This window comes from Streptomyces tailanensis (assembly GCF_008386495.1).
GTDB lineage: Bacteria > Actinomycetota > Actinomycetes > Streptomycetales > Streptomycetaceae > Streptomyces > Streptomyces tailanensis.
The window spans coordinates 81,059-101,599 of record NZ_VTHJ01000021.1 but is presented as its reverse complement, the minus strand read 5'-3'; the positions used below and the strand labels follow the sequence as shown (position 1 = coordinate 101,599).

Below are 20,541 nucleotides of genomic sequence, written 5' to 3'. Positions count from 1 at the left end.
TCATCTCGGCTGTCTGCTGCGGGCGTTCGCTTCGGCGACGAGGGCGCTGAGCAGCTCGGACGGGGTGAGGGGGCGGAGGCGTTTCGGGTCGGCGTCCCATTCGCGTCCGCCTGAGAGTGGACGGAGTTGGACGTACGGGCCTTCGTGTCCCATGACCTGCCCGATGCGGTCGCGGGCGGTGTCGTGGACGGTGTCGCCGACGGTGGGGGTGCCGTCGGCGTCGTCCGTCATCCGGCGGCTCCCTTCGTGATCACGTCCGCGAGCAGGAGGGCGACGGGGGCGGAGCAGACGCCGAGGTGGACGAGGGCGTACCGGGCTTCGCTGTTGTGGTCGTTCTCCTCGTGGTCGTCGGCCCAGGGAGTGCGGACGTCCATCGCGGGGAGTTGGATGCCGGCCCGGGAGAGGGCGGTGGCGAGGGCGTCCCGGGCGTCGAGGGCTTCCTGGATCTTGGGGGTGTGGGGGGCGTGGGAGGTGTGAGGCGTGGGGGTCATGTGGATCCTTGTCGGTGCGGTTTCGCTGATTCCATGACCCGGTTGCGCTGGCTGAATTACGCTGCGTAGTCCGGACGTTACCAGGATGCGTCCGGATATGGGCGACCTGGCTGTGGACGGGGCTGTGCTTCCCCGTCGCGCGGAGGTCGTTCCACACGTTCCACATCGGTCATGCGAACGTCCCGGAGGGAGCGGTATGCCGCAGCGACGCGTCATCACCGGCCGCAGCCAGGAACCCCGTCAGCGCTTTGCCGAGGAGCTGCGGACGTTGCGCGCCGCGAGCGGTACGAGCCTGCGGGCGCTCGGCGAACGGCTGGGCTGGGACTGGTCGTTGTTCGGAAAGATGGAGAAGGGCGAGACGCTGGGCAGCCCGGAGGTCGTCCAGGCCCTCGACCAGCACTACGGGACGCCGGGGCTGCTGCTGGCGTTGTGGGAGCTGGCCGCCGGGGACCATACGCAGTTCCGGGAGCGGTACCGGCGGTACATGGCGCTGGAGGCGGAGGCGGTGAGCCTGTGGCACTTCGCGGTGAGTGTGCTGCCGGGGTTGTTGCAGACGCCGGGGTATGCGCGGGAGGTGTTGGCGGCGGGAGGGCTCAAGGGGAAGGAACTTGAGCAGCAGGTCGAGGCTCGGATGGGGCGGCGGGAGTTGTTGGAGGGGGAGGATTCGCCCCGCTTCCGGACCATTGTTTCCGAGGCGGTCCTGCGTACGGCGCTGCTGAACACACGTGAGTGGCGGGGGCAGTTGGAGTATCTGTCCGATATGGCGGAGCGCCCCAACCTTGCCGTTCAGGTGCTGCCGTTCAGCGCTGGCCCGTATGGGCTTGATAGCACCGATGTGTGGTTCCTGCGTCTGCCGCAGGGACGTACGGTGGCATATACGGAGAACGCACACTGCGGCGACCTCATCGAAGACAGTGCGGCGGTTGAGAAGCTGCAAGGTGCTTACGATGCAGTTCGTGACCTGGCGCTGTCCCCGGCCGAGTCGCGGAAGTTCGTCCTGCGCATGTTGGAGGAAGTACCGTGCGATCCATCGACCTGAGCGTCGTGACGTGGCGCAAGAGTTCGTACAGCAACTCGGACGGTGGTGCCTGCGTCGAGGTCTCCGACGACTTCGCCGCCATCATCCCGGTACGCGACAGCAAGGTCCCGCACGGCCCGGTGCTCGTGTTCCCGACCACCGGCTGGGCCTCCTTCGTCTCGGCCGTCAGGGGCGGGCAGTTGGGCGACTGACCTCTACGTCCGCTCGGCGGCCTCGTGTTCGCCGGCGCTGACCAGCCCTGTCTCGTAGGCGACGATGACGGCCTGGACACGGTCACGGAGTCCGAGCTTGGCGAGGATGCGGGCGACGTGGGTCTTGACGGTCGCCTCGGCCAGGTGGAGTCGGGTGGCGAGTTCGGCGTTGCTCAGCCCTCGGGCCAGCAGGCCGAGGACCTCCAGTTCGCGCGGGGTGAGCGAGGCGAGGTCGCGGTGGAGGGCGGCGGTGTCGCTGCCGCGCTGGGTGAACCTCTGCACGAGGCGGCGGGTGATGGCGGGCGCGAGGAGAGCGTCGCCGGTACGGACCGTGCGGACGGCCGCGGTCAGTTGCTCGGGGGTGACGTCCTTGAGGAGGAAGCCACTGGCCCCGGCGGACAGCGCCGCGTAGACGTATCGGTCGAGGTCGAAGGTCGTCAGGATGATGACGCGGGGTTCGCCGGGGGCGCCGGCGAGGATGCGGCGGGTGGCCTCCAGGCCGTCCATCTCGGGCATCCGTACGTCCATCAGGACCACGTCGGGACGGGTGCGGCGGACCGCTTCGACCGCTTCGGTTCCGTTGGTCGCCTCGGCGACGACGTCGATGCCGTCCGCGCCGAGGATCAACCGGAATCCGGTGCGGACCAGGGTCTGGTCGTCGGCGAGGAGCACACGCAGCGGCTCGGTCACGGTGCCTCCAAGGGGATCAGGGCCTCCACACGGTAGCCGCCGGTCAGGCGTCGGCCGGTGTTCAGGGTTCCGTCGTAGACGGCGAGGCGCTCGCGCAGGCCGATCAGGCCCCGGCCGCTTCCGGCGGCCGCGCCCGGTTGCCCACCGGTGTCGGTGACCTCCACCCGGAGCCGTTCCGGGCCGTATTCGACGGTCACGGCGGCGGTGGCGCCGGACGCGTGCTTCACGGTGTTGGTCAGGGCTTCCTGGACCACGCGGTAGGCGGCGAGTTCCAGGCCGGGCGGGAGGGGACGCGGCGGGCCGGTCACGGTCAGGTCGACGGGCAGTCCGGTGTCCCGGACCCGTCCGACCAGCGTTTCCAGCTGGTCCAGGCCGGGCTGCGGGGCCAGCTCCGCCGCCGTATCGGCCAGGTCCGCACTCCCGTCCGTGCCCTCGCCCTCGTCGGACATGGTGAGCAGTCCCATGACGTGGCGCAGCTCGGTCATGGCCGCCCGCCCACCCGCCTCGACGGCGAGCAGCGCCTCGCCGGCCTGCTCGGGGGAGGTCTTCATGATCTTGCGGGCGGCACCCGCCTGGATGATCATCACGCTGACGTTGTGCGTGACGACGTCGTGCAGTTCGCGGGCGATCCTGGCCCGCTCGTGCTCGACGGCCCGGCGCAGCGCCTCGGCCTGTTCGCGTTCCAGGGCGGAGAGCCGGGCGCGGCCCTCGTCGGTCCGGAGTTTCCAGGTACGCAGGCCCACGGCGGCCACGGCCATCGGGACCAGGATCAGCAGGACGACGTATTCGTTGGGGATGATCGGTGTCACCGAGTTCCCCGAGGTGCCGACCAGGACGACCGACACCGGCAGCGCCGCCAGGGTCGCCACCCGGTACGGGCTGTACACGGCGGCGCTGTAGACGGCGATGACGAACGCGTAGAAGGTCAGCCGCAGGACGTTCTGCGGCGTCGCCAGTGTCGCGGCCGTCACGACGCACAGCACGGCGAGCGGGTAGCGGCGGCGCAGCGCCAGGGCACCCGAGGCGATGACCGCGAGGGTCACCATGAAGGCCAGGCCGCCGGGGCCGGACGGGCGTGGCATGACGTGCTGCACGCCGGGTGCGATCTCACGCACCACTACGACATCGACGTTGTCGATGCCGTAGTGGACGGTGGCGATTCCGAGCGCCAGTGCCACCAGCGCGTCGAACTGCCAGGCGCGCCGGGTGGGCCGCAGCGGTGGACCGCTCGGATGCCCGGCGTCGCGGAACGTCCGGCGGGCGGCTTCCCGCAGCCGCGCCGGCGTCGTACGTACGTCCGTCACCGGTTCATTGTCGCCGCCACGCGGGCCCACGGAGTCCGTCCCGGCGGTCATTCCCACCGCACCCCGTACATCCCCCGCCTACATCGCAGGGATGACGTTTCCGGGGCTCGTCCCAGCGCGGTACCGCAAGGGGTTCGGGCGGGCGACGCGTGCGGGACGGGCCCGCTCCTAGCGTTCACGCAGCCAACTGCCCGTAACCAAGGAGCTTTTCATGACCATGCCGGTGATCGAACTGCGCGACGTGAGCCGCCGATACGACGACGGCCCGCCCGCTCTGCACGAGGTGTCGCTGACCGTGCGGCCCGGCGAGGCCGTCGCGATCCTCGGCCCTTCCGGCAGCGGCAAGTCCACGCTGCTCAATCTGATCGCGGGCCTGGACCGGCCCGATACGGGGACCGTCACCGTGGACGGGGTACGGGTGGAGCGGCTGGGCGAAGCCGGATCGGCGCTCTACCGGCGGTCGAAGATCGGCATGGTGTTCCAGTTCTTCAACCTGCTCGACGATCTGACCGTCACCGACAATGTCGTCCTGCCCGCGCGCCTCGCGGGTATGGCACGCGGCGAGGCAGACCGCCGGACGGCCGAACTCCTGGAACTGCTGGGCATCGACCGGCACGCCCGCGCCTACCCGGGGCGGCTGTCCGGCGGCGAGCGGCAACGTGTCGCGGTGGCCCGGGCGTTGATGAACCGGCCGGCGCTGCTCCTGGCCGACGAGCCGACCGGGGCCCTGGACACGGCCGCCGGACAGGACGTCAGCAGGCTGCTCACCGGCCTCAATGCCGAAGGCCAGACCATCGTCGTGGTCACCCACGACCTGGCTTTGGCCCGGTCCTGCACGAACCGTACGGTGCGGATCGCCGACGGCCGGATCACCGAAGACGTCCGGTCGCAAGACGCCGGGTCGCAGGCCGCCTCGCAGGCCGCCGCCTCGCAGGCCGCCGCCTCGGAGGGCGTCGCCTCGGAGGGCGCCCGATGAGCGCGCTCGGCAAGGTGGTGCGCTCGGGGGTGGGACGACGCCGGGTGCAGACGCTGGTGATCGGGCTCGCCACGATGATGGCGGTGGCCGCCTCCGTCCTCGGCGGATCGCTGCTCGTGGTGTCCGGCGCGCCCTTCGACGACGCCTTCGCCAAGCAGCGCGGCGCGCATCTGTCCGTGCAGTTCGACGCGGGCAGGGTGAGTGCCGGGCAGCTGTCGAAGACCAAGGACGCCGAAGGGGTGAGCAGTGCGGCCGGGCCGTTCCGTACGGCGACGGTCACCCCGCGGTCGGACGGGGCGGGCCCCGGGTGGCCGGTGATCGTGGTCGGCCGGGGCGATCCCGGCCGTGACGTGGACGAGGTGGCACTGCTGGACGGGCGGTGGCCCACGCGCTCCGGCGAGATCGTGCTGTCCGCCGACTCCCCGCTCTTCCCGACCCTGGGCATGAAGATCACCTTCCCTGATCTGTCCGGCGGTCCGACGCTGACGGTGGTCGGTGTGGCCCGCTCGGTCACGCAGACCGCTGACGCCTGGGTGGTTCCGTCCCAGATGCCGACGCTCACCGCGCCCGGCAGCGGCGGCTACCAGATGCTCTACCGCTTCACCGACGCGGGCACCGCCGCGCAGATCACCGCGGGCGGCAAGGCCGTGACGGAATCCCTGCCGCCGGGAACGGCCGTCGGCGAACAGTCATGGCTCACCGTCAAGAAGACCGTCGAGCGTGACACCGCCCTCTACGTCCCGTTCCTCATCGCGTTCGGCTCCCTGGGCCTGGTCATGTCGGTGCTCATCGTCGGCAACGTCGTCGCGTCGGCCGTCGGCACGGGAACGCGCCGCATCGGCATCCTCAAGGCCGTCGGCTTCACCCCGGCCCAGGTCGTGCGGGCCTACGTGGGCCAGGCGCTGATCCCGGCCGCCGTCGGCACGGCCCTCGGTGTCCTCGCCGGCCACCTGCTCGCCGTCCCCGTACTGGCCGAGACCGAGGAGGTCTACGGCACCTCGTCCCTGGCCATCGCCCCCTGGGTCGACCTGGCGGTGATCGCCGGGGTGCTCGGCCTGGTGGCGGTGACCGCGTGGGCGAGTGCCTGGCGGGCCGGCCGGCTGCGTACGGTCGATGCGCTCGCCGTCGGGCGTACCGCCTCGGCGGGGCGCGGCCGGTGGGCGGCCCGCCTGGCCGGACGGCTGCCGTTGCCGCAGCCGGTCGCCCTGGGCCTGGCCCGGCCCTTCGCGCGGCCCGCCCGCGCGTTGGCCATGGGCACGGCGATCCTGTTCGGCGCCATCGCCGTCACGTTCACCGTGGGGATGGGCGCCTCGCTCGGCCAGGTGATGAAAGCCAGGGCCCACGACGCCGCCGATGCCGTCGTGCCCGCGCCCTTGCCGGACTTCGGACCCCAGGGCCCCGGCCCGGAGAACCCCGAGAGGCAGCCCAAGGCCGATCCCGCCGCGGTCACCGCGGCCATCGAGGCCGCCGCCGGAACCGGGAAGTACTACAGCGCCGCGACGGTACGGGCGACCGTGTCCGGCCTGACCGGCACCATCGACGTGATCGCCTTCACCGGTGACGCCTCCTGGGGCGGCTACACGATGGTCTCGGGCCGCTGGATCGACAAGCCCGGCGAGGCCGTGGTCCCGACCCCCTTCCTGGCCGCCACCGGCACCCGCACCGGCGACACCGTCACCCTGAACGGCCTGGCCGAGCCGGTCACGATCCGGATCGTCGGCGAGGTCCTCGACCCCCGCAACGACGGCATGCAGGTCTTCACCGACGCCTCGACCCTCACGGCCGCACATCCCGACCTGACGGAGACGAGCCATCACATCGCGGTCACGTCGGGCACCGACGTGACCAGCTACGTCGACGCGCTGAACAAGGACCTGGCCCCGCTGGGGGCCACTGCCCGGACCGGCGGACTCGACGGCGGCAGCGACATGGTCGTCACCCTCAACGCGCTGTCCGCGACCCTCACGCTGATGCTCGTCGCCGTGGCCGCGCTCGGCGTGCTGAACGGAGTGCTGCTCGACACCCGCGAGCGCGTCCGGGAGATCAGTGTCCACAAGGCGCTCGGCATGACGCCCCGGCAGACCGTCGCGATGGTCATCACCTCGGTCGTCGTGACCGGACTGGTCGCGGGCGCTCTGGGCGTGCCGCTCGGCGTGGCCCTGCACGGCTGGGTCATCCCCGCGATGGGCGACAGCGTGGGGCTCCGCCTCCCCGATTCCGTCATCGCCGTCTACCACGGGGCCGAACTGCTCCCGCTCGCACTCGGCGGCCTGCTCATCGCCACCCTGGGTGCGCTCCTGCCCGCCGGCTGGGCCGCCAGGGCCCGCACCGCCACCGCTCTGGGTACCGAATAGGAGGACGGTGAGGGGCGGTTGGCTGGTTCCCTCCAACCGCCCCTCACCCAACCACGCCCATCACCTCCGCCAAACGCCCCCACTCCCCCCGGGGCAGCACATCGCCCGCCCGGTCGTCGATGATCTGCAGGGCCACATGGTCCGCCCCCGCCGCGTGGAACTCGTCCACCCGCGAGCGGACGCGGTCGTCGGAGCCCCAGGCGTACACCGCGTCGATCAGGCGGTCGCTGCCGCCGTCCGTGAGGTCGGAGTCGGTGAAGCCGAGGCGGAGGAAGTTGTCGGTGTAGTTGGGGAGGCCGAGGTAGAAGGAGAGGTGGGCGCGGGCGAGGGAGCGGGCGCGGGCCGGGTCGGACTCCAGGATGACCGTCAGCTCCGGTGCCAGTAGCGGCCCTTCGCCCAGGAGCTCGCGGGCCTCGGCCGTGTGTTCCGGGGTCACGAGGTACGGGTGGGAGCCGGCCGCCCGGTCGCGGGACAGCCGGAGCATCTTCGGGCCGAGCGCGGCCAGGACCCGGCGGTCGGCGGGTACGCCGGCCGTGTCCAGGGCGTCCAGGTAGGCGACCATCGCCGAGTAGGGGCGCCGGTACTGATCCGCCAGCTTGGCGTGGCTCACGCCGAGACCGAGCAGGAAGCGGCCGGGGTGGGCGGCCTCCAACTCGGCGAAGCGTACGGCGGTGTCGGCCGCCTCGTGTTGCCAGATGCTCTGGATGCCCGTGGCCACGGTGATCCGTGCCGTCGCCTCGACGAGAGGGACGGCGTGGTGCACTCCGGTGCTACCGCCGAGCCAGATCGCTCCGAACCCCAGTTCCTCCAACTCGGCCGCCGCTTCGGCCAGTTCACCGGTCCGCGTCGGGTCTTCCGTACGCAGCCCGATGCTGAAGATGCCGTATCGTCCCAGGTTCTGTTTGCTCATGCAGGCGCCAACCCGGCGGCCCGCGCATGCTATTCCGCGGCCCTTCCGCGACATAAAACGTGTCGCATCCATTGACGTCCCTCCCGCCCCACGTTTACCTTCTGGCCGAAGTTACGCACAACGTTCGCAATTTCGAACATTGTCGTTTCGAGCCGCTCCCGGAAGGGACTATCCGTGTTCCCCACCCCCACTCGCGTCCGCCCGCGCGCCTGGTCGACGCCTCGCCAGCTGTTGACGCTGGGCGCAGCGCTGCTGGCCCTCTGCGCGTCGCTCCTGGTCGTTCAGCCCTCGCAGCCCGCCGCCGCTGCCGACGGCAAGCCGTACACCAACCCGGTCAAGTCCCAGAAGGGGGCCGACCCGTGGCTGGAGTACTACAACGGCAACTACTACCTGGTGACGACGTCGTTCACAGGTGAACTGACCATGCGGAAGTCGCCGACGCTGGCGGGGCTGAGCACCGCCCCCAGCGTGCAGGTGTGGTCGGACAGCACCAGCAGCCGCAACTGGAACATGTGGGCGCCGGAGATCCACTTCTTCGACGGCAAGTGGTACCTGTACTACTCCGCCGGGCCGCGCGGATCCGCCTGCTGTGACGACCAGCGCACCCATGTGCTGGAGAGCGCCGGGTCCGACCCCATGGGGCCGTACACCTACAAGAACATGCTCGCCGGGTCGAACCTGAACCCGGGCGGCTGGTTCATCGACGCCAGCGTGCTCAAGCACAACAACAAGCTGTACCTGGTGGGCAGCGGTTCCGCGAACGGCAGCAAGCAGAGCCTCGTCATCGCGCCGCTCAGCAACCCGTACACTCTGGCCTCCACCACCTTCACCGTGATCTCCAGCCCGACACTGAGCTGGGAGACCCAGAGCGGTGAGGTCAACGAAGGTCCCGAGCCGCTCTACCGCAACGGCCGTACGTTCCTCATCTACTCCGCCAGCGCCTGCTGGGGTCCGGACTACAAGCTCGGCCAGCTGGAACTGACCGGCTCCGACCCGCTCCTCGCCTCCTCCTGGACGAAGAAGCAGACCCCCGTGTTCCAGCGGAACGACGCCAACGGGGTCTACGCGCCCGGCCACAACGGGTTCTTCACCTCGCCGGATGGCACCGAGAACTGGATCGTCTACCACGCCAACGACGCGGCGAGCGACGGCTGTGACAACGGCCGTACGACCCGCGCCCAGAAGTTCACCTGGAACGCGGACGGCACCCCGAACTTCGGCACCCCGGTCGCCCTCGGTACGACACTGGCGGGTCCGTCGGGTGAGACCGCGACGACGCCCACCGCGTACACCATCGTCAACCGCAACAGCGGCAAGTGCCTCGACGTCAACGGCGGCAACACCGCCGACGGCACCAACATCTTCCAGTGGACCTGCAACGGCGGCGCCAACCAGAAGTGGCGCATCGAGGACCGGGCCGACGACACCAGCCGACTCGTCAACGTCGCCACCGGCAAGGTCGCCGACGTCGCCGAGTGCGCCACCGCCGACGGCACCGACATCCGGCAGTGGTCCTGGCTGAACAACAACTGCCAGAAGTTCCGCATGGTCTACCTCGGCGGCGACTACGTGCGGATCGTCAACGCCTCCACCGGCAAGGTCATGGACGTCGCCGACTGCGGCACGGCCGACGGCGCCGACGTACGCCAGTGGTCCTGGCTCAACAACAACTGCCAGCAGTGGCGCCTCGTCCCCACCACCGCCTGATCCCGAAGGACCGTAGAAGAACATGAGACGTCTCGTCAGACGTGCCCTGGTGGCAGCCGCGGCGGCGCTCGCCGTGCTCACCACCGTGACCACCCCCGCCCAGGCCGCCGCGCCCGCGTCCCCCGCCGTGACCTTCACCAACCCGATAGCCACCCAGCGGGCCGACCCGCACATCTTCAAGCACACCGACGGCTTCTACTACTTCACCGCCACCGTCCCCGCGTACGACAAGATCGTCATGCGCCGGGCCACCACCCTCCAGGGCCTCGCCACGGCCACGGAGACCACGATCTGGACCAAGCACGCCAGCGGTGACATGGGCGCCCACATCTGGGCCCCGGAGATCCACTTCATCGACGGCAAGTGGTACGTCTACTTCGCGGCCGGCGCCTCCAACGACATCTGGAAGATCCGCCCGTACGTCCTGGAGACCAGCGCGGCCAACCCGATCACCGGCACCTGGACCGAGAAGGGCCGGATAGCCCTGCCGCTGGACACCTTCTCGCTGGACGCCACCACCTTCACTCACAACGGCACCCGCTACCTGAGCTGGGCCCAGAACGACCCGGCGGTCGGCACCGGCACCAACCTCTACCTGGCGAAGATGTCCAACCCGTGGACCATCAGCGGCAGCCCGGTCATGATCTCCAAGCCCGAGTACTCCTGGGAGACCGTCGGCCACCGCGTCAACGAGGGCCCGGCCGTCATCCAGAAGAACGGCAAGGTCTTCATGGCCTACTCGGCCAGCGCCACCGACGCCAACTACTGCCTCGGCCTGCTGACCGCCTCCGCCACCGCGGACCTCATGAACCCGGCCTCGTGGGCGAAGACCTCGACGCCGGTCTTCAAGAGCAATGCCGCGACCGGCCAGTACGGCCCCGGCCACAACACCTTCACGGTCTCCGAGGACGGAAAGTCCGACATCCTCGTCTACCACGACCGCAACTACAAGGACATCAGCGGGGACCCGCTCAACGACCCCAACCGCCGCACCCGCTACCAGAAGCTGTACTGGAACGCCGACGGCACCCCCAACTTCGGCATCCCGGTGGCCGACGGCGTGACCCCGGTCCGTCTGTCCTCGTACAACTACCCGGGCAAGTTCATCCGGCACTGGGAGTACCGGGCGAAGCTGGAGGCCGACGTCACCAACCTCGCCGACTCGCAGTTCCGGATCGTCACCGGTCTCGCGGGCAGCGGCACGGTCTCGCTGGAGTCGGCGAACTTCCCCGGCTACTACCTCCGTCACAAGAACAACGAGCTGTGGGTGGAGAAGGACGACGGCACGGCACTGTTCGACGCCGACGCCTCGTTCCACCAGCGGGCCGGCCTCGCCGACTCCGCCGCCGGATTCTCGTACGAGTCGTACAACTTCCCCGGCCGCTACATCCGCCACTTCAACAACCTGCTCTACACCCAGCCGGTCAGCACGACCCTCGACCGGCAGGACGCGACCTTCTACAAGGAGTAAAGGAGCAGGGTCAGCGAAAACCGAGCAACGCCAGTGCACCGTGCCCTCGCAGGGCACGGTGCACTGCTCTCAGAGTCTCGGATACCCGGTCGGTCGTTCCGGATACCCGCCCAGGCTTCCGTTCCGGCCCCCGTCCCGTCGTCGTGCGGCTGCCGACAATCCCCGGTACTCAGAACGCAGTACGAGGCGACCTCGGGGTCACCCCGGGGTATGACCGGGGCCCGGCCTACATGGTGTGCAGGGTGTCGCGGGAGGCCTTGATGAAGTTCTGCAGCGCCTGCCAGAAGGGCTCGTAGCAGGCGTCGAAGCGGGCGACGGCGCCGGTGTCGTTGTCGATCATCGCCTCGATCGCCTTGTGGAACGGGCTCGTCGACCGCCGGGCGGTGTTGGCGAGTTCGGCGACCTCGTCGGGCCCCTCCAGCGAGACGATCCACGTACGGTGCCGCAGGGTGCTGTACTCGTCCCGCTGCCGGTCGCGCAACCGCCGCAACTCCTCGATGTGCTCAGGCCCGAGCCCGCCCTCGGCGCCCCGGACCACGTCGGACACCTTCCAGTGCACATCGTTCAGCCGCTGCGCCTGCTCGATGAACTCCGCGTACGCCGTGCGCCGCGCCTCCCGGAGCCGCTCCACCCTCTGGGCGCTGGTCGTGGTGTCCGCCTGTATTCGCGCCGCCCGCGCCGTCCCCCGACTGGTCACCCAGCTGGCGAGCACGGCGGTGCCGGCGGTCAGCGAGGCGATCCAGAACGCGTTGTCAGCCACGGCGGGACCCCAGCGAGCGTTCGGTCACCCCGGCCAGGTGGGTCGTGAAGACCGCGTGGGCGTCCGGGGTGAGGGTGCGCAGCGCCACGAGCGCCGTGATGACCACGTCGCACAGCTCCGACTGGACGTCGTCCCACGTGTGGGTCGTCCCCTTGCGCGGGTTCTGCCCGGTCGCGCCGATCACCGCCTGGGCGACTTCGCCGACCTCCTCCTGGAGCTTCAACGTCCGCAGGAGCAGGCCCTCTTGGCCGCCGTGCGGTTGGTCGGCCTCCAGCCAGGCGTGGAGAAGGGTGATGGACTGCCAGAGGTCGTCGGGGTCGGGGGAGTCGGAGGCGGCGGGTGCTGTGGGTTCGGCGAGTTCGGCGTGCTGATCACTCATGAGGCGCAGCCTGCCACGCCCCTATGACAATAGGCGATCACTCCTTGAAGCCCGTACGACAATGGGCACTTACTCCTCGAACAACGGGTCCTGCTCCCCCTCCTTCTCCTTCCGCATCCGCTTGATCCGCGCCCCCACGACCAGCGACGTGACCGCGGCCGTACCGGCGAGCGCCACGGGGACCATCCAGCCCCGGTCGACGACGTGGTGGAGCGCGTGGTCTAGGGAGAGCCGGCCGGGCCCGGCGATCGCGAGGCCGGCGGCGGCGAGGCCGAGGGTCGCGGCGTACTCGTAGCCGCCGCTCGCGTTGAAGAAGCCGTTGGGGGTGTGCACCGCGGCCGCGCCGGCCATGGCGCCCGCCGCGGCGGCACCGGCCCCGGGCGTCGCGAGCCCGAGGGCGAGCAGGGTGCCGCCGCCCGTCTCGGCCAGCCCGGCCGCGGTGGCGCTCGCCTTGCCGGGGGAGTACCCGACGGACTCCATGAAGGCGCCGGTCCCCTCGATCCCGCCCCCGCCGAACCAGCCGAACAGCTTCTGCGTCCCGTGCGCGGCGAGTACACCGCCCGCGCCCAGCCGGAGCAGCAGCAGTCCCAGATCGCGTCGATCGAATGAGGTCATGACCACTCCACTCCCGAACAGCCCGTGTGAATGTCCTCTCCCGCGTATCCACCGTCGCACCGATCACACCTGCCCGACCTGCCCGCGCGGCCGTTCGGGTGGCCGTGCGGTGGCGTACACCCGTGAACGGTGTGAGGCTGACCGGCATGACGATCGCACCAGCCAAACTCAGTGACCCGACCGTCCGGGCCTTCGTCAACGCCGTGAACGCCCACGACCGCGACGCCTTCATGGCTCTCCTCGCCGACGACGCGACCATGTCGGACGACGGCTCCGACCGCGACCTCGACGACTGGACCGACCGGGAGATCTTCTCCTCCCACGGCCACATGGAGGTCGAGAACGAGTCCAAGGGCGGCCGCGCCCTCATCGCCCGCTACAGCAACGACACCTGGGGCGAGATGCGCACCGCCTGGCGCTTCACGGTGTCGGAGGACGGCAGGATCAGCCGCTTCGAGACGGGCCAGGCCTGACCCTCGTCCCCGAGCTTGCTTTCGTGTGTACTCCAACCCTTAACGTCCAGGCATGGAGACGAACACATACACGAGGCCCCTCGGCCGCAGCGACATCCAGGTCAGCGCCCTCGGCTTCGGCTGCTGGGCGATCGGCGGCGAGTGGTGGTGGGTCGACGGGCAGCCCCTCGGGTGGGGCAAGGTCGACGACGACGAGTCCGTGCGCGCGATCCACCGCGCACTCGACCTCGGCGTCACGTTCTTCGACACCGCCGACGCCTACGGAACCGGCCACAGCGAGCGCGTGCTCGGCCGCGCCCTCGGCAAGCGTCGCGCTGATGTCGTCGTGGCCACCAAGTGGGGCAACCTCTTCGACGAGGCCACCCGCACCGCCCACGGCCACGACGACTCCCCGGCCCATGCCCGGCGTGCCCTCACCGCGTCCCTGGACCGCCTGGGCACGGACTACGTGGACCTCTACCAGCTGCACCTCTCCGACGCCGACCCCGAGCGCGCCGCCCAACTCCGCGACGTCTGCGAGGAGTTCGTACGGGAGGGCCTGATCCGGGCGTACGCGTGGAGCACCGACGACCCGGACCGCGCCGCCGTGTTCGCCGAGGGGCCGCACTGCACGGCCGTACAACACCGGCTGAACATCCTCCAGGACGCGCCCGAACTTCTCGCCCTCTGCGCGGAGTCGGACCTGGCCAGCATCAACCGCAGCCCCCTCGCCATGGGCCTGCTCACCGGCAGGCACTCCGCCGGACGCGCCCTGGAGACCGGCGACATCCGCAACGCTCCGCCCGCCTGGCTGCCGGGCTTCACCGCGGACGCCGGCGCCGACCCGGAGTGGCTCGGCCGGGTCGAGGCGCTGCGCGAGATCCTCACCAGCGACGGCCGTACGCTCGCGCAGGGCGCCCTCTCCTGGATCTGGGCCCGCAGCCCGCACACCGTCCCCATCCCCGGCTTCCGCTCGGTCGCCCAGGCCGAGGAGAACGCGGGCGCCCTCGCGAAGGGGCCGCTCACCGGGGACCAGATGGCCGAGGTCGACCGGATCCTGGGGCGGTGAACGGCCCTCGCTGAACCTGGGCCAGGAGGCGTACTCCTCCTGTTCCTGCTCCGTGAGCGTCAACTGCCCCGCCTTGATCGTGGCGAGCCGGGGCGCGCGCCTCGACCGTCTCCTTGCCCCGCTTGTAGCGCTTGGTGACGCCGGTGCTTGTACATGGGTTCGTCCTTAAGGAGGTTGGAGGTCCGGCGGGGCTACGACACACTGCGCAGCGCGTCCGCGGGCCGCATCCGGGAGTCCCGCCGGCCGCCCATGGCCCCGGCGATCAGACCGCCGGCGATGGCGAGGCCCGCCGCGAGCGCGATGGCGGACGGGGAGACGGGCGCGGACAGCGTGATCTCCAGGGCGTCGGAGCCTGATGACCGGGGGCGCCACCGCCCATACCCCCCGCCGGTGTTGCCCAGCTCAGCCTTGAGGGTCGGGCTGATCGCGGTCACGGTGTACGCGGCGGCGAGGCCCAGCGCGATACCGAGGGCACCGCCGATCAGACCGTTCACGATCGACTCGCCCACGACCTGCCGGGTGACCTTGCGGCTCGGCCGGCCCAGCGCCTTCAGCGTGCCGAACTCACGCACCCGGCGGCCAGGAAGTCCCGCTTGGATACCGTCCGGAGAAGAAGCAGTACGGCGGGCAGCCGTCCCGCGCCCGGTGCTTACCTCGCGGTCCCACGCGAGGTCCGCCCCCATCCGGATCGCGGAACGGCTGCCACCTCCCCCCTCGGGTTGGCCGCGGAAGCCGCCGCCTCCAAGTGTGAAGCTCTCGTGGAGGCGAGTCATGAGCATATGCCTGCCACGTGCTCGAATGGCCCGGAGCGACGACCTCCGTTTGTGCAAGTTGAGTAGCTGCCCCGCCGGACCGAGGCCACGGCGGCTGCCCAGTAACTGATGTGAGCGATTGGCGGATTCGTCCCACCGATACGCCGTGAACGCGCCGTAATGGGACGTCATGGTGAGACTCAGCTGCCAATTGATGCGCCCGCGACGGCCCGCACGTGTATCGCGCCCGCGACGGCCCGCCCTGAGCGACTCCCGCAGCCGCTCGGACTCGGGTCTCGGCATCACCGAGCGAAGACCGCCCGCGCGATCTCATCGGGGGCGGCGCTCGCCTCGGCGATCAGCTCCCCGTCGGCGGACCAGATCCCCGAACGGCCGGACGTGCGGTCGAAGCCGCCGCCGGTCGGACCCGCGAAAGCCGCCGTGGCGACCCACACGCCGTGGTCGGCGGCGACCCGGCGGGCGCGCTCACCGTGAAGCTCAGCCTCGTGATCGGCGTGGACAACGCCGGCCACGTAGCCGTCGATGCCCAGCGCGGCCGTCTTCGCGGCGTGCTCGGGGATACCTGTGTCGCGGCAGACGGCAAGCCCCAGCCGCCACCCGTCCACCTCGATCACGGCGGGCTCGCCGGGCACGAAGCGGGCGGCCTCGCTGCCGTGCAGGTAGACCTTTCCGTAGGCCACGCGCGCGCCGTCTCCGTCCACAGCCAGGACGCCGATGCGCGGACCCGGCACAGGTGCGCCGACCAGGGCCAGCGTCCCGGTCTCGGCGCATGCGGCGACGATCGGAGCCAGCCGCGCATCGTCCGGGGAGACCGGCGCCGCGTCCAGCTCGTATCCCGTCAGCGACATCTCGGGGAACACCACCACCCGCGCATCCGCCACCCGAACCGCCTCCGCGTGCGCCACCGCATTGGCCGTCACGTCGTATGCCGCGCACCTCGGCTGCGCCACCGCGATGCTCAACGGCTGCCCCACCCTGGACTCCCCTCACCGAATCGCACGATCACCCTATACAGCGGCCGCACGGCCGAGCCGTTGCGCCCACACGGTCTTGCCGGAGGACCAAGGACTCGGCCCGCCCCGCGCTGACCGTGAAACCCGGCGCCTGGGCCACGTTCCTCGCGTTCGCGGCGCTCTGACTCACCGGCCGTTCCGGTGCGTGCTGTCCCCTGGGTGTTCGCCGAGGGGAAGCCTGTAGGCCCGGTTCTTGGGGCAGCGCCAGGCAGGCCACGGCCGCCTGGTCGTGTACTTCTTGGACTCCTGGAGAGTGACCGTGCCGGCCACATGGCGGAACGTGCCGAGGCACTTGGGCAGCTTCGCCTTCGCCGTGGCCGCCGGGCCGGGCGCCGATGCCTGACGGGCGAGGTCGTCGATGGTGCGGGCCCCCTGCGCGATTCCCCGATCGACCAGGGAAGCCAGGATCGTGGCGATGTCCGAGGAAGGGCGGGGACTCGAAACGGAGCGTCAGCTACCGTGCTGGTCCTCGACCCCACTCAAGCGCCGATCACCGGGCTCCGGGGCCGTGCCTCAGCCCCGCCCCACGTACGGCATCGTCGTCGCCATGAGCGTCGCGAACTGCACGTTCGCCTCCAATGGCAGCTCCGCCATGTGCCGCACCGTACGGGCCACATCGGCGACGTCCATCACGGGCTCGGGCATCAGCTGCCCGTTCGCCTGGAGCACTCCCTTCCGCATCCGCTCGGTCATGTCGGTCGCCGCATTGCCGATGTCGATCTGGCCGACCGCGATGTTGTACGGCCGGCCGTCCAGGGAGAGTGACTTGGTCAGGCCCGTGAGGGCGTGCTTGGTGGCGGTGTAGGCGACGGAGTGCGGGCGGGGCGTGTGGGCGGAGATGGAGCCGTTGTTGATGATCCGGCCGCCCTGCGGGTCCTGCTCCTTCATCTGCCGGTACGCCGCCTGCGCGCACAGGAACGCTCCGTTGAGGTTGGTGTCCACGACATGACGCCAGGCGTCGTACGGCAACTCCTCGACCGGTACCCCGCCCGGGCCGAACGTGCCCGCGTTGTTGAACAGCAGGTCGAGCCGCCCGAACCGGTCCCGTACGGCGGCGAAGAGCGCCGCCACGTCGTCGGGCTGTGAGACGTCCGTACGGACGCACGGCGCCTCCGCCGCCCCGGTCCCCGCCTCGGCCACGGTCTCGGCGAGCTTGTCCTCCCGGCGTCCCGCCAACGCCACCGCCCAGCCGCTGCGCAGCAGCTCCACGGCCACGGCACGCCCGATACCGGAGCCCGCACCTGTCACGATCGCGATCTTCGTTCGCATGGTCGTCATGGGCTCGCAGCGTAGGGGAGGGGCTGCATCGGGCCGGGCAGACGAGGCCCGCCATCCGGAACTCATCCGACCGACACCCTGCTGTTGTGTACGCGACAGAAGATCGTCGACCCTGGCCACTCCAATGCAGGGGGCGTCTTGAAAGTCCTGTGCGGTGCCCGCGGTGTTCGGTGCGTGCCCTCGGCGTGCCGAGGGTGCGTGCCGGGCGCCGTGGCTGCTGTGCAGGACTTTCAAGACGCCCCCTACAACAACCGTAAGGGGAGGGCCAGATGACACCCGCAGCCCAGCACTCGCCCGAACTCCGCGCCGCAGCCCGGCACTTCGACCGCCGCCGCTTCCTCACCGTCACCGGTGCCGCGGCCGCGCTCGCGTTCGCCACGAACCTTCCGGCGGCGGGCGCCGCGGCCGCCGCTCCACTGGACGCCGCGCGGATCACCGAGAATCCCTTTACCCTCGGCGTGGCCTCCGGCGACCCGCTGCCCGCCTCCGTACTCCTGTGGACCCGGCTCGCGCCGAAACCGTACGAGCCCGACAGCGGCCTGCCCGCCGAACGCGTCGCCGTCCACTGGGAGCTCGCCCACGACGAGAGCTTCCGACGGATCGTCAGACGCGGCACCGCCACCGCCCACCCCGAGTTCCACCACACCGTCCACGTCGAGGTCGGCTATCTGGACCCCGGCCGCGTGTACTACTACCGCTTCCGCACCGGCACCTGGATCAGCGAGACGGGCCGTACGCGCACCGCCCCCGGACGCGGCGACAAGGGCGGGACGGCCTCCGGGCTCAGCTTCGCCGCCGTCTCCTGCCAGGCGTACTCCGACGGCTACTACACCCCGTACCGGCACCTCGCGCAGGACGACGTCGACATCGTTTTCCACCTCGGGGACTACCTCTACGAGTACGCGGTGAACTCGGTCGGCGGCAACCGCAAGTACACCGACCGCACCCTCCCCGACGTCTTCAACCGCGAGACGGTCACCCTGGAGGACTACCGCCTGCGGTACGCCCTCTTCAAGAGCGACCCCGACCTGCGGGCCGCCCACGCCGCGCACCCCTTCGTCGTCACCTGGGACGACCACGAGACCGAGAACAACTACGCGGACGACATCCCCGAGAACAGCGTCCCGCCGGAGGAGTTCCTGCTGCGCCGCGCCGCCGCCTACCGCGCGTACTGGGAGAACCAGCCGCTGCGCACCCCGCAGAAGCCGTCCGGCCCCGACATGAGGCTCTACCGCCGCTTCCACTGGGGCCGCCTCGCCCAGTTCGACATACTCGACACCCGCCAGTACCGCTCCAACCAGGCGTACGGCGACGGCTGGCAGGTCCCCGGCCCCGAGTCGGCGGACCCGTCGCGCACGATGACCGGCACCACGCAGGAGCGCTGGCTGCTGAACGGCTGGGCCAAGTCCGACGCCGTCTGGAACGTCGTCCCGCAGCAGGTCACCTTCTCCCAGCGCCGCAACTCCACCAGCGACACGTACAAGGTGTCGATGGACTCCTGGGACGGCTACTCGGCCTCCCGCGAACGCCTCCTCGCCGGCGCGGACGCCGCCGGTATCGAGAACCTGATGGTCCTCACGGGCGACGTCCACAACGGCTACGCGTACGACCTCAAGCGCGACTTCGACGACCGCTCGTCCCGGACGGTCGGCACGGAGCTCGTCGCCACCTCCGTCAGCAGCGGCGGCAACGGCTCCGACAAGCCCGCCAACTGGGACACCTACATGACCGCCAACCCGCACATGCGCTTCTACAACGGACGTCGGGGGTACGTCACGGTCGCCCTCGGCCGCACGTCCGCCCGGGTCGACTTCAAGACGGTCCCGTACGTGACGACCACGGGGGCCGGCATCTCCACGGCGGCGTCGTTCGCGGTGGAGGCGGGCAGGCCGGGGCTCACACCGGCGTAGTCATGTAGTCACAGTCATCAGGTCGTCGCCCCGACGGTCGTCCTCGTCGGGACGCTCGCCCGGATATTCGCCGGGGTAGCGGACGCCGATGCGGTCCCGGATCGCGTCGAGCGTCCGCATCACGGCGAGGGTGCCGTCGAGGGGGACGAGGGGGGACTCGGTCTCGCCGGCGCGCAGGGCCCGCATGACCTCGCCGGCCTCGTGGCGGAAGCTGTTGCGGGGACCGTCCGCCGGGTCCGCCGTGACGGTCTGCGGCTCGCGGCCGTCGCGGTGCAGGACGAACCGGTCCGGGAAGAAGAAGCCGTTCGGGATGTCGATACGGCCCTGGGAGCCGGTGACCGACGCGGAGGTCGCCGTACCGCCGACGATGGAGCAGTGCACCGAAGCGATGGCACCGCTCTCCCAAGAGAGCAGTGCTCCTGTCTGGAGATCAACGCCCTCGTCGGAGAGCACCGCTCTCCCCGTGACATCCGACGGCTCCCCGAGCAGCAACTGTGCGAACGAGACCGGGTACACACCAAGGTCCAGCAGCGCGCCCCCGCCCTGCGCCGGATCCCGCAGCCGGTGCGACGGCGGGAAGGGGCCGGCGAGCCCGAAGTCGGCCTGCACCGTCCGCACTTCACCGATCGCGCCGTCCCGCACCACCTCGACCAGCCGCCGGACCAGCGGATTGCAGTACATCCACATGGCCTCCATCAGGAACCGCCCACGCTCCCGCGCCAGCCCGACGAGTTCCTCCGCCTCCCGCACGTTCAGCGTGAACGGCTTCTCGCACAGCACACCCCGCCCCGCCTCCAGACACATCCCGGCGGCGGCCCGATGCGCCGAGTGCGGCGTGGCGACGTACACCACATCCACGTCCTCGTCCTCGGCGAGCGCCCGCCAGTCCCCGTACGCCCGGGGTATCCCGAACCGCTCCGCGAACGCCTTCGCCGACTCCTCGCTCCGCGAGGCCACGGCCACGACCTCGGCGTCCGGCAGATCGACGAGATCGGCCGTGAAGGCCGCGGCGATGCCCCCGGTCGCCAGAATCCCCCACCGCACACGCCCGTCGTTCGACATCGCCACCCCTGTACCCCTGCTCTCGGCCCACGGGGCGGAAGTGTGACCCCGCCCACGTCGTACGAGCTGAGAGCATAGGTGGCGGACCGAACTGAGA

General features: G+C 70.6%; 20 protein-coding genes and 1 pseudogene. 9 read left to right on the top strand and 12 right to left on the bottom strand.

Going from position 1 to position 20,541, the window contains the following annotated elements; all coding sequences use genetic code 11:
* Both F3T56_RS19275 and F3T56_RS19270 read right to left on the bottom strand, forming a co-directional pair.
* A complete protein-coding gene (locus F3T56_RS19275; RefSeq protein ID WP_149826416.1) occupies nt 1-231 on the bottom strand; it encodes a hypothetical protein in 231 nt (76 codons plus the stop codon).
* Nucleotides 228-491 (bottom strand): hypothetical protein, encoded by a 264-nt coding sequence (locus tag F3T56_RS19270; RefSeq protein WP_149826415.1) that lies wholly within the window; start codon nt 489-491, stop codon nt 228-230. The genes F3T56_RS19275 and F3T56_RS19270 overlap by 4 nt, the downstream gene beginning before the upstream one ends.
* Before the next feature lie 196 nt (nt 492-687).
* Here F3T56_RS19270 and F3T56_RS19265 point away from each other — a divergent pair, with 196 nt between their 5' ends.
* On the top strand, nt 688-1,530 hold the full coding sequence (locus tag F3T56_RS19265) for a helix-turn-helix domain-containing protein (RefSeq protein WP_149826414.1): 843 nt from the start codon (nt 688-690) through the stop codon (nt 1,528-1,530).
* Nucleotides 1,512-1,721: a DUF397 domain-containing protein gene (locus tag F3T56_RS19260; RefSeq protein ID WP_149826413.1), complete on the top strand. Its 210-nt coding sequence runs from the start codon at nt 1,512-1,514 to the stop codon at nt 1,719-1,721. Before F3T56_RS19265 ends, F3T56_RS19260 begins: the two co-directional genes overlap by 19 nt.
* Nucleotides 1,722-1,724: 3 nt before the next feature.
* On the opposite strand, the gene F3T56_RS19255 is transcribed toward F3T56_RS19260, so the two are convergent.
* Both F3T56_RS19255 and F3T56_RS19250 read right to left on the bottom strand, forming a co-directional pair.
* Nucleotides 1,725-2,411 carry a response regulator gene (locus F3T56_RS19255; protein ID WP_149826412.1) on the bottom strand — a complete coding sequence of 229 codons (687 nt, stop codon included), beginning with the start codon at nt 2,409-2,411 and terminating at the stop codon, nt 1,725-1,727.
* Nucleotides 2,408-3,766, bottom strand: a complete 1,359-nt coding sequence (locus F3T56_RS19250) for a sensor histidine kinase (RefSeq protein ID WP_149826411.1) — start codon at nt 3,764-3,766, stop codon at nt 2,408-2,410. Before F3T56_RS19250 ends, F3T56_RS19255 begins: the two co-directional genes overlap by 4 nt.
* A 160-nt stretch (nt 3,767-3,926) precedes the next feature.
* Between F3T56_RS19250 and F3T56_RS19245 the strand changes: the two genes are divergently transcribed.
* Nucleotides 3,927-4,691 carry an ABC transporter ATP-binding protein gene (locus tag F3T56_RS19245; protein ID WP_149826410.1) on the top strand — a complete coding sequence of 255 codons (765 nt, stop codon included), beginning with the start codon at nt 3,927-3,929 and terminating at the stop codon, nt 4,689-4,691.
* Nucleotides 4,688-7,045, top strand: a complete 2,358-nt coding sequence (locus tag F3T56_RS19240) for an ABC transporter permease (RefSeq protein ID WP_149826409.1) — start codon at nt 4,688-4,690, stop codon at nt 7,043-7,045. Before F3T56_RS19245 ends, F3T56_RS19240 begins: the two co-directional genes overlap by 4 nt.
* A 43-nt stretch (nt 7,046-7,088) precedes the next feature.
* Here the strand turns inward: F3T56_RS19240 and F3T56_RS19235 are convergent, their stop codons facing one another.
* A complete protein-coding gene (locus F3T56_RS19235; protein WP_149826408.1) occupies nt 7,089-7,955 on the bottom strand; it encodes an LLM class F420-dependent oxidoreductase in 867 nt (288 codons plus the stop codon).
* A gap of 174 nt (nt 7,956-8,129) precedes the next feature.
* Between F3T56_RS19235 and F3T56_RS19230 the strand changes: the two genes are divergently transcribed.
* Both F3T56_RS19230 and F3T56_RS19225 read left to right on the top strand, forming a co-directional pair.
* Nucleotides 8,130-9,662 carry a family 43 glycosylhydrolase gene (locus F3T56_RS19230; RefSeq protein WP_246203697.1) on the top strand — a complete coding sequence of 511 codons (1,533 nt, stop codon included), beginning with the start codon at nt 8,130-8,132 and terminating at the stop codon, nt 9,660-9,662.
* Nucleotides 9,663-9,684: 22 nt separating this feature from the next.
* Nucleotides 9,685-11,133, top strand: a complete 1,449-nt coding sequence (locus F3T56_RS19225) for a family 43 glycosylhydrolase (RefSeq protein WP_172639020.1) — start codon at nt 9,685-9,687, stop codon at nt 11,131-11,133.
* A 226-nt stretch (nt 11,134-11,359) separates the two neighbouring features.
* Here F3T56_RS19225 and F3T56_RS19220 read toward each other — a convergent pair whose 3' ends face one another.
* From F3T56_RS19220 to F3T56_RS19210, 3 genes are all read right to left on the bottom strand, one after another.
* Nucleotides 11,360-11,893, bottom strand: a complete 534-nt coding sequence (locus F3T56_RS19220; protein ID WP_149826407.1) for a hypothetical protein — start codon at nt 11,891-11,893, stop codon at nt 11,360-11,362.
* The gene (locus F3T56_RS19215) at nt 11,886-12,272 is read right to left on the bottom strand and encodes a MazG-like family protein (RefSeq protein ID WP_149826406.1); all 387 of its coding nucleotides are present in this window, start codon (nt 12,270-12,272) and stop codon (nt 11,886-11,888) included. Before F3T56_RS19215 ends, F3T56_RS19220 begins: the two co-directional genes overlap by 8 nt.
* A 69-nt stretch (nt 12,273-12,341) precedes the next feature.
* Complete coding sequence (locus tag F3T56_RS19210; RefSeq protein ID WP_149826405.1) at nt 12,342-12,887, bottom strand: DoxX family membrane protein; 546 nt, start codon at nt 12,885-12,887, stop codon at nt 12,342-12,344.
* A 146-nt stretch (nt 12,888-13,033) separates the two neighbouring features.
* On the opposite strand from F3T56_RS19210, the gene F3T56_RS19205 reads away from it, so the two are divergent.
* Both F3T56_RS19205 and F3T56_RS19200 read left to right on the top strand, forming a co-directional pair.
* Complete coding sequence (locus F3T56_RS19205) at nt 13,034-13,360, top strand: nuclear transport factor 2 family protein (protein WP_149826404.1); 327 nt, start codon at nt 13,034-13,036, stop codon at nt 13,358-13,360.
* A 52-nt stretch (nt 13,361-13,412) separates the two neighbouring features.
* Nucleotides 13,413-14,408: an aldo/keto reductase gene (locus tag F3T56_RS19200; protein WP_149826403.1), complete on the top strand. Its 996-nt coding sequence runs from the start codon at nt 13,413-13,415 to the stop codon at nt 14,406-14,408.
* Nucleotides 14,409-14,599: 191 nt separating this feature from the next.
* On the opposite strand, the pseudogene F3T56_RS19195 reads toward F3T56_RS19200, so the two are convergent.
* The 3 genes and pseudogenes from F3T56_RS19195 to F3T56_RS19185 all read right to left on the bottom strand — a co-directional run.
* Nucleotides 14,600-14,986 (bottom strand): annotated as a pseudogene (locus F3T56_RS19195) (FtsX-like permease family protein); the annotation flags it as partial.
* A gap of 476 nt (nt 14,987-15,462) precedes the next feature.
* Nucleotides 15,463-16,155 carry a carbon-nitrogen hydrolase family protein gene (locus F3T56_RS19190; protein ID WP_149826402.1) on the bottom strand — a complete coding sequence of 231 codons (693 nt, stop codon included), beginning with the start codon at nt 16,153-16,155 and terminating at the stop codon, nt 15,463-15,465.
* A 552-nt stretch (nt 16,156-16,707) separates the two neighbouring features.
* Nucleotides 16,708-17,472 carry an SDR family oxidoreductase gene (locus F3T56_RS19185; RefSeq protein ID WP_149826401.1) on the bottom strand — a complete coding sequence of 255 codons (765 nt, stop codon included), beginning with the start codon at nt 17,470-17,472 and terminating at the stop codon, nt 16,708-16,710.
* Nucleotides 17,473-17,741: 269 nt separating this feature from the next.
* Here F3T56_RS19185 and F3T56_RS19180 point away from each other — a divergent pair, with 269 nt between their 5' ends.
* On the top strand, nt 17,742-19,382 hold the full coding sequence (locus F3T56_RS19180) for an alkaline phosphatase D family protein (protein WP_149826400.1): 1,641 nt from the start codon (nt 17,742-17,744) through the stop codon (nt 19,380-19,382).
* On the opposite strand, the gene F3T56_RS19175 is transcribed toward F3T56_RS19180, so the two are convergent.
* Nucleotides 19,383-20,444, bottom strand: a complete 1,062-nt coding sequence (locus F3T56_RS19175; protein WP_149826399.1) for a Gfo/Idh/MocA family protein — start codon at nt 20,442-20,444, stop codon at nt 19,383-19,385.
* Between the last annotated feature and the right edge of the window lie 97 nt (nt 20,445-20,541).